Source organism: Enterococcus florum, assembly GCF_004309355.1.
In the GTDB taxonomy this organism is placed as follows: domain Bacteria; phylum Bacillota; class Bacilli; order Lactobacillales; family Enterococcaceae; genus Enterococcus_A; species Enterococcus_A florum.
The window spans coordinates 35,363-49,116 of sequence record NZ_BJCC01000016.1 but is presented as its reverse complement, the minus strand read 5'-3'; the positions used below and the strand labels follow the sequence as shown (position 1 = coordinate 49,116).

28 protein-coding genes are annotated in these 13,754 nt (G+C 41.5%); all 28 read right to left on the bottom strand.

All coding sequences use genetic code 11. The annotated features are described in order from the left end of the window. Nucleotides 1-12: 12 nt before the first annotated feature. Complete coding sequence (locus NRIC_RS10940) at nucleotides 13-951, bottom strand: DNA-directed RNA polymerase subunit alpha (RefSeq protein WP_146622748.1); 939 nt, start codon at nucleotides 949-951, stop codon at nucleotides 13-15. A gap of 81 nt (nucleotides 952-1,032) precedes the next feature. Beyond that, the gene (gene rpsK / locus NRIC_RS10935) at nucleotides 1,033-1,422 is read right to left on the bottom strand and encodes a 30S ribosomal protein S11 (protein WP_146622747.1); all 390 of its coding nucleotides are present in this window, start codon (nucleotides 1,420-1,422) and stop codon (nucleotides 1,033-1,035) included. 24 nt (nucleotides 1,423-1,446) lie between these two features. Continuing rightward, nucleotides 1,447-1,812 (bottom strand): 30S ribosomal protein S13, encoded by a 366-nt coding sequence (rpsM, locus tag NRIC_RS10930; RefSeq protein WP_146622764.1) that lies wholly within the window; start codon nucleotides 1,810-1,812, stop codon nucleotides 1,447-1,449. 17 nt (nucleotides 1,813-1,829) lie between these two features. Next, nucleotides 1,830-1,946 (bottom strand): 50S ribosomal protein L36, encoded by a 117-nt coding sequence (gene rpmJ / locus NRIC_RS10925; protein ID WP_002288710.1) that lies wholly within the window; start codon nucleotides 1,944-1,946, stop codon nucleotides 1,830-1,832. A 33-nt stretch (nucleotides 1,947-1,979) separates the two neighbouring features. Next, nucleotides 1,980-2,198 (bottom strand): translation initiation factor IF-1, encoded by a 219-nt coding sequence (infA, locus tag NRIC_RS10920; RefSeq protein WP_010756460.1) that lies wholly within the window; start codon nucleotides 2,196-2,198, stop codon nucleotides 1,980-1,982. 173 nt (nucleotides 2,199-2,371) lie between these two features. Next, on the bottom strand, nucleotides 2,372-3,019 hold the full coding sequence (locus tag NRIC_RS10915) for an adenylate kinase (RefSeq protein WP_146622746.1): 648 nt from the start codon (nucleotides 3,017-3,019) through the stop codon (nucleotides 2,372-2,374). 62 nt (nucleotides 3,020-3,081) lie between these two features. Then, on the bottom strand, nucleotides 3,082-4,383 hold the full coding sequence (gene secY / locus NRIC_RS10910; RefSeq protein ID WP_146622745.1) for a preprotein translocase subunit SecY: 1,302 nt from the start codon (nucleotides 4,381-4,383) through the stop codon (nucleotides 3,082-3,084). Then, a complete protein-coding gene (gene rplO, locus NRIC_RS10905) occupies nucleotides 4,383-4,823 on the bottom strand; it encodes a 50S ribosomal protein L15 (protein ID WP_146622744.1) in 441 nt (146 codons plus the stop codon). Before rplO ends, secY begins: the two co-directional genes overlap by 1 nt. 42 nt (nucleotides 4,824-4,865) lie before the next feature. Beyond that, nucleotides 4,866-5,045, bottom strand: a complete 180-nt coding sequence (gene rpmD / locus NRIC_RS10900) for a 50S ribosomal protein L30 (protein ID WP_146622743.1) — start codon at nucleotides 5,043-5,045, stop codon at nucleotides 4,866-4,868. Nucleotides 5,046-5,058: 13 nt separating this feature from the next. Then, nucleotides 5,059-5,556 carry a 30S ribosomal protein S5 gene (rpsE, locus tag NRIC_RS10895; RefSeq protein ID WP_146622742.1) on the bottom strand — a complete coding sequence of 166 codons (498 nt, stop codon included), beginning with the start codon at nucleotides 5,554-5,556 and terminating at the stop codon, nucleotides 5,059-5,061. A gap of 20 nt (nucleotides 5,557-5,576) precedes the next feature. Beyond that, on the bottom strand, nucleotides 5,577-5,933 hold the full coding sequence (gene rplR, locus NRIC_RS10890) for a 50S ribosomal protein L18 (protein ID WP_146622741.1): 357 nt from the start codon (nucleotides 5,931-5,933) through the stop codon (nucleotides 5,577-5,579). Between the two features lie 52 nt (nucleotides 5,934-5,985). After that, the gene (rplF, locus tag NRIC_RS10885; protein WP_146622740.1) at nucleotides 5,986-6,522 is read right to left on the bottom strand and encodes a 50S ribosomal protein L6; all 537 of its coding nucleotides are present in this window, start codon (nucleotides 6,520-6,522) and stop codon (nucleotides 5,986-5,988) included. A gap of 31 nt (nucleotides 6,523-6,553) precedes the next feature. After that, nucleotides 6,554-6,952: a 30S ribosomal protein S8 gene (rpsH, locus tag NRIC_RS10880; protein ID WP_146622739.1), complete on the bottom strand. Its 399-nt coding sequence runs from the start codon at nucleotides 6,950-6,952 to the stop codon at nucleotides 6,554-6,556. A gap of 33 nt (nucleotides 6,953-6,985) precedes the next feature. Beyond that, nucleotides 6,986-7,171: a type Z 30S ribosomal protein S14 gene (locus NRIC_RS10875; protein WP_002356214.1), complete on the bottom strand. Its 186-nt coding sequence runs from the start codon at nucleotides 7,169-7,171 to the stop codon at nucleotides 6,986-6,988. A 17-nt stretch (nucleotides 7,172-7,188) separates the two neighbouring features. After that, nucleotides 7,189-7,728 carry a 50S ribosomal protein L5 gene (gene rplE, locus NRIC_RS10870; protein WP_146622738.1) on the bottom strand — a complete coding sequence of 180 codons (540 nt, stop codon included), beginning with the start codon at nucleotides 7,726-7,728 and terminating at the stop codon, nucleotides 7,189-7,191. Nucleotides 7,729-7,753: 25 nt separating this feature from the next. Beyond that, nucleotides 7,754-8,065, bottom strand: a complete 312-nt coding sequence (gene rplX, locus NRIC_RS10865) for a 50S ribosomal protein L24 (RefSeq protein ID WP_146622737.1) — start codon at nucleotides 8,063-8,065, stop codon at nucleotides 7,754-7,756. Nucleotides 8,066-8,100: 35 nt separating this feature from the next. After that, entirely contained in the window at nucleotides 8,101-8,469 is a 369-nt protein-coding gene (gene rplN, locus NRIC_RS10860) for a 50S ribosomal protein L14 (protein ID WP_146622736.1), read from the bottom strand. A gap of 130 nt (nucleotides 8,470-8,599) precedes the next feature. After that, nucleotides 8,600-8,866 carry a 30S ribosomal protein S17 gene (gene rpsQ / locus NRIC_RS10855; RefSeq protein ID WP_146622735.1) on the bottom strand — a complete coding sequence of 89 codons (267 nt, stop codon included), beginning with the start codon at nucleotides 8,864-8,866 and terminating at the stop codon, nucleotides 8,600-8,602. 21 nt (nucleotides 8,867-8,887) lie between these two features. Continuing rightward, nucleotides 8,888-9,079, bottom strand: coding sequence for a 50S ribosomal protein L29 (gene rpmC / locus NRIC_RS10850; RefSeq protein ID WP_010756447.1), 192 nt, complete (start codon nucleotides 9,077-9,079; stop codon nucleotides 8,888-8,890). Then, entirely contained in the window at nucleotides 9,069-9,503 is a 435-nt protein-coding gene (rplP, locus tag NRIC_RS10845) for a 50S ribosomal protein L16 (RefSeq protein WP_146622734.1), read from the bottom strand. Before rplP ends, rpmC begins: the two co-directional genes overlap by 11 nt. Nucleotides 9,504-9,505: 2 nt before the next feature. Continuing rightward, the gene (gene rpsC / locus NRIC_RS10840) at nucleotides 9,506-10,162 is read right to left on the bottom strand and encodes a 30S ribosomal protein S3 (RefSeq protein WP_146622733.1); all 657 of its coding nucleotides are present in this window, start codon (nucleotides 10,160-10,162) and stop codon (nucleotides 9,506-9,508) included. A gap of 13 nt (nucleotides 10,163-10,175) precedes the next feature. Continuing rightward, complete coding sequence (rplV, locus tag NRIC_RS10835) at nucleotides 10,176-10,526, bottom strand: 50S ribosomal protein L22 (protein WP_146622732.1); 351 nt, start codon at nucleotides 10,524-10,526, stop codon at nucleotides 10,176-10,178. 21 nt (nucleotides 10,527-10,547) lie between these two features. Continuing rightward, nucleotides 10,548-10,826, bottom strand: a complete 279-nt coding sequence (rpsS, locus tag NRIC_RS10830) for a 30S ribosomal protein S19 (protein WP_146622731.1) — start codon at nucleotides 10,824-10,826, stop codon at nucleotides 10,548-10,550. 42 nt (nucleotides 10,827-10,868) lie between these two features. Then, nucleotides 10,869-11,702: a 50S ribosomal protein L2 gene (gene rplB, locus NRIC_RS10825; protein WP_146622730.1), complete on the bottom strand. Its 834-nt coding sequence runs from the start codon at nucleotides 11,700-11,702 to the stop codon at nucleotides 10,869-10,871. 37 nt (nucleotides 11,703-11,739) lie between these two features. Next, nucleotides 11,740-12,030 (bottom strand): 50S ribosomal protein L23, encoded by a 291-nt coding sequence (locus tag NRIC_RS10820; protein ID WP_146622729.1) that lies wholly within the window; start codon nucleotides 12,028-12,030, stop codon nucleotides 11,740-11,742. Continuing rightward, on the bottom strand, nucleotides 12,030-12,653 hold the full coding sequence (gene rplD, locus NRIC_RS10815) for a 50S ribosomal protein L4 (protein WP_146622728.1): 624 nt from the start codon (nucleotides 12,651-12,653) through the stop codon (nucleotides 12,030-12,032). Before rplD ends, NRIC_RS10820 begins: the two co-directional genes overlap by 1 nt. Nucleotides 12,654-12,680: 27 nt before the next feature. Further along, nucleotides 12,681-13,310, bottom strand: a complete 630-nt coding sequence (rplC, locus tag NRIC_RS10810; RefSeq protein WP_146622727.1) for a 50S ribosomal protein L3 — start codon at nucleotides 13,308-13,310, stop codon at nucleotides 12,681-12,683. A 21-nt stretch (nucleotides 13,311-13,331) separates the two neighbouring features. Further along, nucleotides 13,332-13,640, bottom strand: a complete 309-nt coding sequence (gene rpsJ / locus NRIC_RS10805) for a 30S ribosomal protein S10 (RefSeq protein ID WP_010756438.1) — start codon at nucleotides 13,638-13,640, stop codon at nucleotides 13,332-13,334. Nucleotides 13,641-13,754 lie beyond the last annotated feature (114 nt).

Sequence of the window (13,754 nt, the reverse complement as noted above, 5' to 3'; positions counted from 1 at the left end):
TTGTCAACAATATTAATCGTCTTTACGCAAGCCTAATCCTAGATCATGTAATTTAGCTTTCACTTCTTCAAGTGATTTACGTCCCAAATTACGAACCTTGATCATTTCTGGTTCAGACTTGTTGGTTAATTCTTGAACCGTATTGATTCCAGCACGTTTCAAACAGTTGTATGAACGTACAGACAAATCTAGTTCTTCGATGGTCATTTCCAACATTTTCTCTTTTTGTGTTTCTTCTTTTTCAACCATGATTTCAGCGTTTTTCGCTTCATCAGTCAGATTCACAAAAATATCCAAATGCTCGGTCAAGATTTTAGCAGCTAAACTTAATGCTTCTTGTGCAATAATAGATCCGTCTGTCCAAATCTCCATCGTTAATTTATCGAAATCATCGCGACGACCAACACGGGTATTTTCAACTTGGTAGTTGACTTTGCGTACTGGTGTGTAGATGGAATCAACTGGAAGAACACCGATTGGCATATCTTCTTTTTTATTTTCGTCTGCTTGAACATAGCCTCGACCAGGTTTTACTGTCAAGCGAGCATGAAAAGTCGCGCCTTCAGCAACTGTACAAATGTACATATCTTTATTCAAGATCTCTACATCACTGTCTACGATAATATCGCCGGCAGTCACTGTAGCTGGTCCAGTAATATCGATCTCAAGGGTTTTTTCTTCTTCGGTGAATAATTTCAACGCTAAACCTTTGATGTTCAAGATGATTTGCACCACATCTTCTCTTACACCTTTGACAGTCGAGAATTCGTGCAGTACGCCATCAATTTGAATGTTGGTAATAGCAGCACCAGGTAAAGAAGAAAGTAGAATACGACGTAGAGAATTACCTAGAGTAGTTCCGTAACCTCTTTCCAAAGGTTCAACAACGAACTTGCCATAGTCTCTGTCTTCATCAATTTTTGTGATTCTTGGTTTTTCGAATTCAATCATTCTTATCTTTTACCCCTTTCAAAACGAAAAGTGTCTTGTTCAATGACGTTCCTGTAAAACTCATAGTGAGTGGGGCACTCATTAAACACGACGGCGTTTTGGAGGGCGGCATCCATTATGAGGTACTGGAGTCACGTCACGAATCGCGGTCACTTCCAAACCAGTTGCTTGCAATGAACGAATCGCTGCTTCACGACCAGAACCAGGTCCTTTTACAGTAACTTCAACGGTTCTTAATCCGTGTTCCATTGCAGCCTTTGTTGCAGTTTCAGCTGCCATTTGTGCAGCAAAAGGAGTAGATTTTTTACTTCCTTTAAAGCCTAATGAACCAGCAGAAGACCAAGCAAGTGCGTTCCCATTAGCGTCAGTAATCATGACGATTGTATTGTTAAAAGTCGAATGAATATGAGCAATCCCAGTTTCGATATTCTTTTTCACACGACGTTTACGATTGACTTTCTTTGCTACCATGAAGATTTATACCTCCTTCACTAATTATTTTTTCTTACCTGCGATTGCGCGAGCTGGACCCTTACGAGTGCGCGCGTTGTTTTTCGTGTTTTGTCCACGAGTCGGCAAGCCGCGACGATGACGGATTCCGCGATATGAACCAATTTCCATCAAACGTTTGATGTTCAAGTTGGTTTCACGACGAAGATCACCTTCAACTTTTAATTTATCAACTTCCGCACGAATAGCGTCTGTTTGTTCATTCGTTAAATCACGCACACGAATGTCTTCAGATACACCAGCATCGGCTAGAATTTGTTTCGCAGTAGTATTTCCAATCCCAAAAATATAGGTTAAAGAAATCACTACGCGTTTATCACGAGGAATATCTACTCCTGCAATACGAGCCATATTCACTTACACCTCCATTATCCTTGACGTTGTTTATGTTTTGGATTTGCTGGGCAAATCACCATAACGCGTCCTTTACGACGAATTACTTTGCAATGTTCACACATTGGCTTTACTGATGGTCTTACTTTCATGATAATACCTCCTGAAGATTTACGGAGTACAATTTACTTAAAGCGATAGGTAATGCGACCACGACTTAAATCATAAGGTGAAAGTTCTACCGTCACTTTGTCCCCAGGCAAGATTCGAATGTAGTGCATACGAATTTTTCCAGAAACATGCGCAAGTACTTCGTGTCCATTTTCCAATTCGACTTTAAACATTGCATTCGGCAAAGTTTCGACGACTGTTCCTTCGATTTCGATCATATCATCTTTTGCCACGCAGAGTACCTCCTTGTAGTTGTTTCGCATTTTCACACGATAAAATGGCGGAAACTGCAGTTCCCACCTTCATTCTTAAGTTTGACTTCTCTGTAGAAGTCGGACTGACATATTCTATCATAAAACATCAGACTTGGCAAGACAAACTGCATTTCTCAAGTCGGCAGCAAAGATTATTTTTGAATAATCTTTTGAACATCCGCGAATACGGCATCGATGTCTCGATCTCCGTCAACTGGATATAACAGACCTGCTTCTTTGTAAAAGGCCAAAATCGGTTCGCTGGCTTTCACATTCACAGCTAAACGGTTTTTCACCGTTTCAGGCTTATCATCTTCTCGTTGGTAAAACTCATGTCCGCCGCAACGGTCACAGGTTTCTTCAACTTTTGTCGGGTTGAATATCTTATGATAGGTCGCCCCACAATTTCGACAAATAAAACGTCCTGCTAGTCGTTCAACTAACACGTCTTCCGCTACTTGAATCTCAATCACTGCATCGATCTGTTTGTTCAGGTCTTTTAGCATTTGATCCAACGCTTTTGTTTGATCCAATGTGCGAGGAAAGCCATCCAATAAGAATCCCTTATCTGTATCCTTTTGAGATAAACGTTCCTTTACGATGCCATTGGTTACTTCATCTGGGACCAAATCCCCTGCATCAATGAAGGATTTTGCTTTCAATCCGAGTTCGGTCTCGTTTTTGATTGCTTCTCGGAACATATCACCAGTACTGATATGCGGAATATTGTACGTATCAACAATTTTTTCTGCTTGTGTCCCTTTGCCTGCACCTGGCAGCCCCATTAAGATGAGGTTCATTGCTTTCCCTCCTTAGATTCGCGAAGCGAGACTGGTGTTGAGGAGAGTCCTCAACACGCTATCTACTCTTCATCCATGAAACCGACGTAACGTCGTTTCAACATGAGTCCTTCTAATTGTTTAGCTGTCTCTAATGCAACTCCGACGATGATCAGCAAGCTGGTACCGCCCAATCCAATTGATTGAGGCAGATCCCAAACCATTTGAGCAATGATCGGAATCAAAGCAATCAAACCTAAGAAGATCGCTCCGACTACACTTAAGCGCATCAGAATTTGAGAAACATATTCTTCCGTTCCTTTTCCTGGTCTTACACGAGGAATATAACTTCCTTGCTTTTGTAAGTTCTCTGCTAATTTCTCAGGATTCACCTGAACAAATGCATAGAAGAAAGTGAACGCAACAATTAAAACAGTGTAAATGGTCGCACCTGGAATCGTGTTGTAACTAAACAGCTGTGTCAACACTTCATACCAGCTTTCTGCACCATAATTATTAGCCAATGCTTGCAATACCGCATTTGGCGTTGCAATGAATGAGCTGGCAAAGATAACTGGAATAACTCCGGCAGCATTTACTTTTAATGGCAAATAACTGCTGGTCGGCGCACCAACTACTTGTTTTGTATATTGGATAGGAATCTTGCGCTCTGCTTGCTGGAAGTAGGTCACAAATGTGATGATCAGCAGGATCGCTGCAACTAGGATGATCACAAAAATAACTGATTTCCAAAGATCGCTTGATTCAATGTTGACGAAATAGTCGTCATAGATGTCTTTGATGCTAGATGGCAAACGAGAAATAATCCCGGCGAAAATCACCATTGAGACACCGTTGCCGATCCCTTTTTCGGTGATCTGTTCACCCAACCACGTCACGAACATCGTTCCAGCGGTCAAAATGATTCCGATCGTTACAAACGTTTGCGTATTTCTGTTTGGCACAAACCCAAATTGTGAGAAGTAATCAAAGCCTGCAGTGATCGAGATCGACTGCACGAAAGCCAAGACCAACGTTAAATAGCGAGTTGCTTGATTCAACTTTTTACGTCCGACTTCCCCTTGTTTTGACCATTCTACAAACTTAGGCACAATATCCATCTGCAACAACTGGATCACAATGGAAGCAGTAATGTATGGAGAGACCCCCATCGAGAAGATGGAGAAGTTTTGCATCGCTGAGCCGCTGACCATATTCAGCATTCTGAAAAATGGCATTTCACTCAGTGTCTGCACACCTCTGACATCCACACCAGGAACTGTGACTTGGGCTCCAATCCGGAAAACCAAAAGCATAAAGACAGTAAATAGAATTCTTGATCGGATGCTTTTTACTTTGAAAGAATCTTTTAAAAGTTTAAACATTAGATCACCTCGATTGAACCACCAGCAGCTTCAATAGCTTCTTGTGCAGTTTTCGAGAATTTAGCAGCTTTCACTGTTAACTTTTTATCTAACGAACCATTTCCTAATACTTTGATTCCAGCTTTTTCGTTTTTAACGATTCCAGCCTCCACTAAAGCAACAGGAGTTACTTCAGTTCCATCTTCAAAGCGGTTCAAGACATCCAAATTAACGACCGCGTATTCTTTGCGATTCACGTTTGTAAATCCACGTTTTGGCAAACGACGGAATAAAGGAGTTTGTCCCCCTTCAAATCCAAGACGTACACCCCCGCCTGAACGAGCCTTTTGTCCTTTTTGTCCGCGTCCAGCAGTTTTACCGTTACCAGATGAAGTACCACGACCAACGCGATTACGCACTTTACGTGAACCTTCAGCAGGTTGTAATTCATGAAGTTTCATTATAGATTGGCACCTCCTTAGATCGAATCATCGTCATTTGTATTAAACTTCTTCTACGTCCACTAAATGAGAGATAGTGTTGACCATACCCTTGATTGCATCATTGGCAGGTTTTATCACTGTACTATTCATTTTTTTAAGACCCAACGCTTTTACAGTATCACGCTGGTTTTGAGGACGTCCGATAACACTGCGTTTTAAAGTAATTTTTAATTCAGCCATTATGTCGTCCTCCTTATGCTAGATCTTCAACAGAGATGCCGCGCAATTGTGCAACCTCTTCTGCTTGTTTTAATTGTTTTAATCCTTCAACAGTTGCACGAACAACGTTGATCGGTGTGTTAGAACCTAATGATTTAGAAGTAACATCTGCTACTCCAGCCAATTCCAAGACGGCACGGACAGGTCCGCCAGCGGCAACCCCAGAACCTTCTACGGCAGGCTTCATCAAGATACGTCCGCCACCAAATACGCCGATGACTTCATGAGGAAGAGTTGTTCCTACCATTGGTACTTCGACTAGGTTTTTCTTCGCATCTTCAATTGCTTTACGAATTGCTTCAGGTACTTCTTGTGCTTTACCAGTACCAAAGCCTACGTGACCGTTTTTGTCACCTACAACAACTAGTGCTGCGAAACGTAGACGACGTCCACCTTTAACAACTTTAGTTACACGGTTAATCGCAACAACGCGGTCTTCTAATTCCAAATGTTTTGGATCGATATAAACCATGAATGGTATTCCTCCTTTTCCTAAAATTCTAGTCCATTTTCGCGAGCTGCTTCAGCTAAAGCTGCAACACGGCCATGGTAAAGGTATCCACCACGGTCAAAGACTACTTTTTTAATACCTTTTTCAGCAGCACGTTCAGCAACTAATTTGCCAACAGCAGCCGCTTGTTCAGTTTTGTTTCCACCTGAAATATCTTTATCTAAGGCAGAGGCACTTGCTAGCGTCACACCCGCTACGTCATCAATTACTTGCGCGTAGATGTTTTTGTTAGAACGGAAAACGTTCAAGCGTGGGCACTCAGCAGTACCAGAGATTTTACTACGAACACGCATGTGGCGCTTTTGACGTGTTTTATTTTTATCTGGTTTTGTAATCACAATTGTCACCTCTATTAATAAGCTGGCCTAAGCCGCATGTAGGAAAAACCTACTATTTACCAGTTTTACCTTCTTTACGACGTACGTATTCGCCAACATAACGGATACCTTTGCCTTTATAAGGTTCTGGAGGACGAGTTCCGCGAATATTCGCAGCAACTTCACCTACAACTTCTTTGTTAGATCCCTTGACAATCACTTGTGTGTTTGCAGGAACTTCAATCGTAATTCCTTCTGGAGCAACGATTTCAACCGGATGTGAATACCCAACGTTCAAAACAAGTTTTGATCCTTGTAATTGTGCACGGTACCCGACCCCGATTAATTCTAATGCTTTTTGGAATCCTTCGGAAACACCAACAACCATGTTATTGAAGTTTGCACGAGTTGTTCCGTGGATTGTTTTCATTTCTTTGCTGTCGTTTGGACGAGTGAATGTTACTTCGTTTCCTTCGATCTTCATTTCGATATCAGAAGAAAAAGTACGAGTCAATTCACCTTTAGGTCCTTTAACAGTAATGTCGTTTCCGTTTTGAGTCACTTCAACTCCAGCAGGTAAAACGACGATCTTATTACCAATACGGCTCACTTAAAGACACCTCCTCATGGATTGTTTGAAATTACCAAACGTAAGCTAATACTTCTCCGCCGACGTTTTTCGCTCTAGCTTCTTTGTCTGTTACGACACCATCAGAAGTAGAGATGATTGCGATACCTAAACCGTTTAATACTTTTGGTACTTCGTCAGCTTTGACATAAGCACGCAAGCCTGGTTTAGAGATACGTTTTAAGTTTGTGATAACACGTTCGTCATTCTTACCGTATTTAAGGAAAACACGGATCATGCCTTGTTTGTCATCTTCGATATACTCAACATCGCGAACGAAACCTTCACGTTTCAGGATTTCTGCGATGTCACGTTTGATTTTTGATGCAGGTACTTCAACTGCTTCGTGTTTTACCATGTTGGCATTACGAATACGCGTTAGAAAATCTGCAATTGGATCTGTCATGACCATTGAACTGTTTACCTCCTTTATGCGAGTTGTATTTTACCAGCTAGCTTTCTTCACGCCGGGAATTTGACCTTTGTAGGCAAGTTCGCGGAAGCAAATACGGCAAAGATGAAATTTACGATAAACTGAATGTGGACGTCCGCAACGTTCGCAGCGAGTATATGCTTGCGTTGAATGTTTTGCTGGGCGTTTGTTTTTAGCAATCATTGATTTTTTAGCCAATTTTTTCGCCTCCTTGATTATTTTTGGAATGGCATGCCAAGTTGAGTTAATAATTCGCGAGATTCTTCGTCTGACTTAGCAGTCGTAACGACAACGATATCCATTCCGCGAACTTTATCAACCAAATCGTAATCTACTTCAGGGAAGATCAATTGTTCTTTGATACCTAAAGTATAGTTGCCGCGGCCATCGAAGGCTTTTTTACTGATTCCGTGGAAGTCACGTACACGTGGAAGAGATACAGACACCAATTTGTCTAAGAACTCATACATTCTTTCTCCACGCAGTGTTACTTTCGCACCAATCGGCATGCCTTCACGCAAACGGAACCCAGCGATTGATTTTTTTGCTTTCGTGATGATTGGTTTTTGACCAGTGATCAGCGCTAATTCTTCAACTGCTTTGTCTAGGTTTTTTGCGTTTGATACCGCATCACCAACACCCATGTTGATGACGATTTTTTCAACTTTAGGTACTTCCATAATTGAATCATAGTTAAATTTTTCCATCAAAGATGGGGTTACTTCATTTAAAAATTTTTCTTTTAGGCGGTTCATCTAGTAAGATCCTCCTTTCCTATTTTTATTTATCTAATACTTCGCCGGTCTTCTTAGAAACGCGGACTTTTTTACCGTCAACTACCTTGTAGCCAACACGTGTTGCTTCACCATTTGAAGGATCGACTACCATCACATTTGAAACATGAATCGGTGCTTCGACTTCCAAAATCCCGCCTTGAGCGGCAGCTTGAGAAGGTTTCTGATGTTTCTTCACGACGTTGACGCCTTCAACAACAACTTTATCTTTTTTAGGAAGGACTTCTAAAATCACGCCTTCTTTATTTCTGTCTTTGCCAGAGATAACTTTTACTTTATCGCCTTTTTTAACGAACATTACTGTTGCGCACCTCCTTTGGTTGAAACTTCCGATTATAGTACTTCCGGTGCCAATGAAACGATCTTCATGAAGTTGCCTTCGCGCAATTCACGAGCGACAGGTCCGAAGATACGTGTTCCTCTTGGGCTCTTGTCATCACGAATGATAACTGCTGCATTTTCATCAAATTTGATATATGAACCGTCAGCACGGCGAGCACCTGTTTTCGTACGAACGATAACAGCTTTAACGACTTCACCTTTTTTGACAACCCCACCTGGCGTTGCTTGTTTGACCGTAGCAACGATCACATCACCGATGTTGGCAGTTTTGCGTCCAGATCCGCCAAGTACTTTAATAGTTAGAATTTCGCGAGCGCCTGAATTGTCTGCGATTTTTAAACGACTTTCTGCTTGGATCACTTGTGTATCCTCCTTTCTCAATTTAAAGGAAATAAGTCTTTGAGACTTCGTTGGTTTATAAGTCGTATACGATCTTGCTTATCTATGGGATAGGGCAAAATAGCATTGCTTATGTTAGGGATCGCGTGATTTAGATAACCACTGCTTTTTCTACGATTTCTAATAAACGGAAACGTTTTGTAGCAGATAATGGACGAGTTTCCATGATTCTCACGATATCGCCTGTTTTTGCTTCATTGTTTTCATCATGAGCTTTGTATTTTTTAGAATATTTCATACGTTTACCGTAGATTGGGTGATTCTTTTTGGTTTCAACGACAACAGTGATCGTTTTGTCCATTTTGTCAGATACCACACGTCCTTGATAAACTTTACGTTGATTTCTTTCTTCAGTCATACTGGAAATGGCCTCCTTCCACTATTTTACAGTTTGTTCGCGCAACACAGTTTTAATGCGTGCAATCGATTTACGTACTTCTTTAATACGTGCAGTGTTTTCTAATTGACCTGTTGCTAATTGGAATCTAAGATTAAACAATTCTTCTTTCAATTGTTTTTCTTGATCAAGCATTTCGGCAGTGGTTAATTCTCTGATTTCTTTAACCTTCATTCGATTCACCACCCATTTCCTCACGTTTTACGATCTTAGTTTTGACTGGTAATTTGTGAGAAGCAAGACGTAATGCTTCGCGTGCAACTTCTTCAGGAACACCGGCAACTTCAAACATGATCTTGCCGCGTTTAACTGGTGAAACCCATCCTTCAGGAGCACCTTTACCAGATCCCATACGTACGCCGATCGCTTTGGCAGTATAAGATTTGTGAGGGAAAATTTTGATCCATACTTTCCCACCACGTTTCATGTAACGAGTCATCGCGATACGCGCTGCTTCGATTTGGCGGTTTGTGATCCAGTGAGATTCTACGGCTTGCAAACCGAATTCACCGAAAGCCACTTCTTTGCCGCCTTTCGCTTCGCCACGCATTTTTCCGCGGAACTCACGACGGTGTTTTACACGTTTTGGTACTAACATGTCTATTTCCCTCCTTTCTCAGTGTTTTTCTTAGCAGGAAGAATTTCTCCGCGATAAATCCACACTTTAACTCCTAGTTTTCCGTATGTTGTATCTGCTTCTTCCCAAGCGTAGTCGATATCGGCACGCAATGTATGAAGAGGAACTGTACCTTCTGAGTATCCTTCTGAACGAGCGATGTCCGCACCGTTTAGACGACCAGATACTTGAGTTTTGATTCCTTTAGCGCCAGAACGCATTGTACGTTGGATGGCTTGTTTTTGTGCACGACGGAAAGCAACACGGTTTTCTAATTGACGTGCAATACCTTCTCCGACTAATTTTGCATCTAAATCTGGTTTTTTGATTTCAACGATGTTGATGTGAACTCGTTTACCAGTTAATTTGTTTAGTTCTTTTCTTAGGCTTTCGACTTCAGAACCGCCTTTACCGATAACCATACCAGGTTTAGCTGTGTGGATTGAAATGTTCACACGGTTTGCAGCGCGTTCGATTTCAACTGTTGACACAGCGGCATCAGCAAGTTTAGTTGCGATGAACTTACGGATTCTCAAATCTTCGTGTAGAAACTCAGCATACTCTTTTTCGGCATACCATTTAGCATCCCAATCACGGATGATGCCTACACGCATTCCAATAGGATTTACTTTTTGTCCCACTGATTATCCCTCCTTATTTTTCTGATACCACTACGGTGATGTGACTTGTACGTTTGTTGATAGGTGACGCTGATCCTTTTGCACGTGGACGGAAACGTTTCATTGTAGGTCCTTCGTTAACAAAAGCTTCAGAGACAACTAAATTTTCAACATCTAAGTCAAAGTTGTTTTCTGCGTTAGCAACTGCTGACATCAATACTTTTTCGATGATTCCAGCAGATTTGTTTGGTGTGAATTTCAATACTGAAATTGCATCTGCTACGCTTTTTCCTCTGATAAGATCGATCACTAAACGTGCTTTACGAGGAGATGTGCGAACTGTTTTTGCAGTTGCTTTAGCTGATGTGATTTGTTGTTCTGCCATGTTGATTTCCTCCCCTCAAAATTAACGTCTTGTTTTCTTATCATCAGCAGCGTGGCCACGATAAGTTCTTGTTGGTGCAAATTCACCTAATTTATGTCCTACCATGTCTTCTTGGATGTAAACTGGTACATGTTTACGTCCGTCATAAACAGCAATTGTGTATCCTACGAAATTAGGAAAAATTGTTGAACGACGAGACCAAGTTTTAATAACTTTCTTCTTTTCAACACCTTGTTGTGCTTCGATCTTTTTCATCAAATGATCGTCTGCGAAAGGTCCTTTTTTCAAACTACGACCCATGGTGTACCTCCTCTCAAAATGTGCGACACATGGTCAATGAAACTATTTATTTTTACGACGACGTACAATAAGCTTATCTGATGCAGCTTTCTTGTTACGAGTTTTGTATCCCAATGCAGGTTGTCCCCAAGGTGATACTGGCGCTTTACGTCCGATTGGTGCTTTCCCTTCACCACCACCGTGTGGGTGATCGTTAGGGTTCATTACGCTACCACGTACAGTTGGGCGTTTGCGCATCCAACGAGAACGACCAGCTTTACCGATGTTGATCAATTCGTGTTGTTCGTTACCAACAGAACCAATCGTTGCACGGCATGCAGCTAAGATCATACGAACTTCGCCTGAGTTCAAGCGAACTAATACGTATTTTCCTTCTTTACCAAGTACTTGAGCACTTGTACCAGCAGAACGAATCAATTGTCCGCCTTTTCCTGGTTTCATTTCAATGTTGTGGATCACTGTACCTACTGGAATGTTTTCTAGAGGTAAAGTGTTTCCTATTTTAATATCTGCATCTTTTCCTGAAACAACAGTCATGCCAACTTCCAAGCCTTTAGGTGCTAGGATGTAAGCTTTCACTCCGTCTGTATAATGAACTAATGCAATGTTTGCTGAACGGTTCGGATCGTATTCGATCGTTTGAACAGTTGCAACAACGTCATCTTTATTCCGTTTGAAATCGATGACACGGTACTGGCGTTTATGTCCGCCGCCTTGGTGACGTACAGTAATGCGACCGTTGTTGTTACGACCAGCATTGTTTTTCAATGGCTCTAACAAGGTTTTTTCTGGTGTGCTTGTTGTGATCTCAGCAAAATCAGAACTTGTCATGTTACGACGACCATTTGAGGTAGGTTTGTACTTTCTAATCGCCACGTCTGTTTCCCTCCTATTTGATAGTTAATTCTTGTGCTTATTCAGCAGCATCGAAGATTTCGATTGTTTTAGAGTCTTCAGTCAACGTCACGATTGCTTTACGACGTTTTTTCGTGAACCCTTGGTATTTACCCATACGTTTTGCTTTCGGTTTAGCATTTAGGATGTTTACGTTTTTTACTTTTACGTCAAACGCAGCTTCAACAGCTTGTTTCACTAAAGTTTTGTTCGCGCGAGTGTCCACTTCGAAAGTGTATTTCTTTTCATCCATGTCCAACATAGATTTTTCAGTGATCACCGGGCGTTTGATTACGTCTAGTAATTCCATTATGCAAGCACCTCCTCAATTTGAGTAAGAGCAGTTTGTGTTGCTAAGATTTTTTCATTAGCGACAATATCAAGTACGCTAACGTCAGATGAAGTAGTTACAGTCACGTTTGGCAAGTTGCGAGCTGAGCGTTCAGCAACTTCGTTATCTGCTTCTAAGACAACCAATACCTTAGAGTCAATAGACAAGTTAGCTAATACTTGTTTGAATTCTTTTGTTTTTGGTGCATCAAAGCTTAAAGCTTCAACAGCAACTAAATTATTTGCAGCAACTTTTTCTGATAATACAGATTTGATTGCTAAGCGACGAACTTTTTTAGGAAGTTTGTAGCTGTAAGAACGTGGTGTAGGTCCGAAGACAACGCCACCTCCACGCCATTGTGGTGAACGGATAGAACCTTGACGAGCACGTCCAGTTCCTTTTTGGCGCCATGGTTTGCGGCCACCGCCACGAACTGCGCTGCGGTTTTTCACAGCATGTGTTCCTTGTCTTAATGAAGCGCGTTGCATGATGATTGCATCAAACACAACACTTTCATTTGGTTCGATTCCGAAGATTTCTTCGTTTAAAGTGATTTCACCGTTTTGAGTTCCATCTTGTTTGAATAATGCTACATTCGGCATTCCTTAGTTCCTCCTTTCCTATGACAATTATTTCGCTTTTACAGCGGATTTGATTGTAATCAATGATTTTTTAGCGCCCGGCACATTACCTTTGATCAAGATAACATTACGTTCTGCGTCAACACGAACGATTTCCAAGTTTTGGATCGTTACGCGATTGCCGCCCATACGACCAGCTAAGCGTTTATTTTTAAATACACGGTTCGGTGCAACAGGACCCATAGATCCAGGACGACGGTGGTAACGAGATCCGTGGCCCATTGGTCCGCGGCTTTGTCCGTAACGTTTGATAACGCCTTGGAATCCTTTACCTTTTGTCGTTCCGGTAACATCAATGATGTCTCCAGCTTGGAAAGTATCTACTTTCACTTCTTGTCCTACTTCATAATCTCCCAGCTCAACATCTTTGAATTCTCGAATGAAGCGCTTAGGAGCCGTGTTTGCTTTTGCAACATGACCTTTCGCAGGTTTGTTAGACAAAACTTCACGCATTTCTTGGTAACCTAATTGAACTGCTTCGTAGCCATCGTTTTCCATTGTTTTCACTTGTAAAACAACGTTTGGTGTAGCTTCGATTACAGTAACCGGAATTAATTCACCAGATTCTGTGAAGATTTGAGTCATTCCCACTTTTTTCCCTAAGATTCCTTTGGTCATGATTACACCTCCATCTTCTTATTATAGTTTGATTTCAATATTTACACCGCTTGGCAAGTCAAGCTTCATCAAAGCATCAACTGTTTTTGGTGTAGGGTTCACAATGTCGATTAGACGTTTGTGTGTACGCATTTCGAATTGTTCGCGTGAATCTTTGTATTTATGAGTCGCACGGATCACTGTGTAAAGACTGCGTTCTGTTGGTAATGGAATTGGACCAGACACGCTAGCTCCAGTTCTTTTTGCAGTTTCCACGATTTTATCCGCTGATTGATCTAAAATACCATGTTCATACGCTTTTAAACGGATACGAATTTTTTGTTTTGCCATCTTGTTCCCTCCTTCGCCTATTTTAAAAGTAGACATAGCTCCACGAAAATCTCCGTCACACTCGTCCGTGGCAAAGCGTCCGGGCGTGTCGCAACCTCTCGTTTCAAAGCCGAC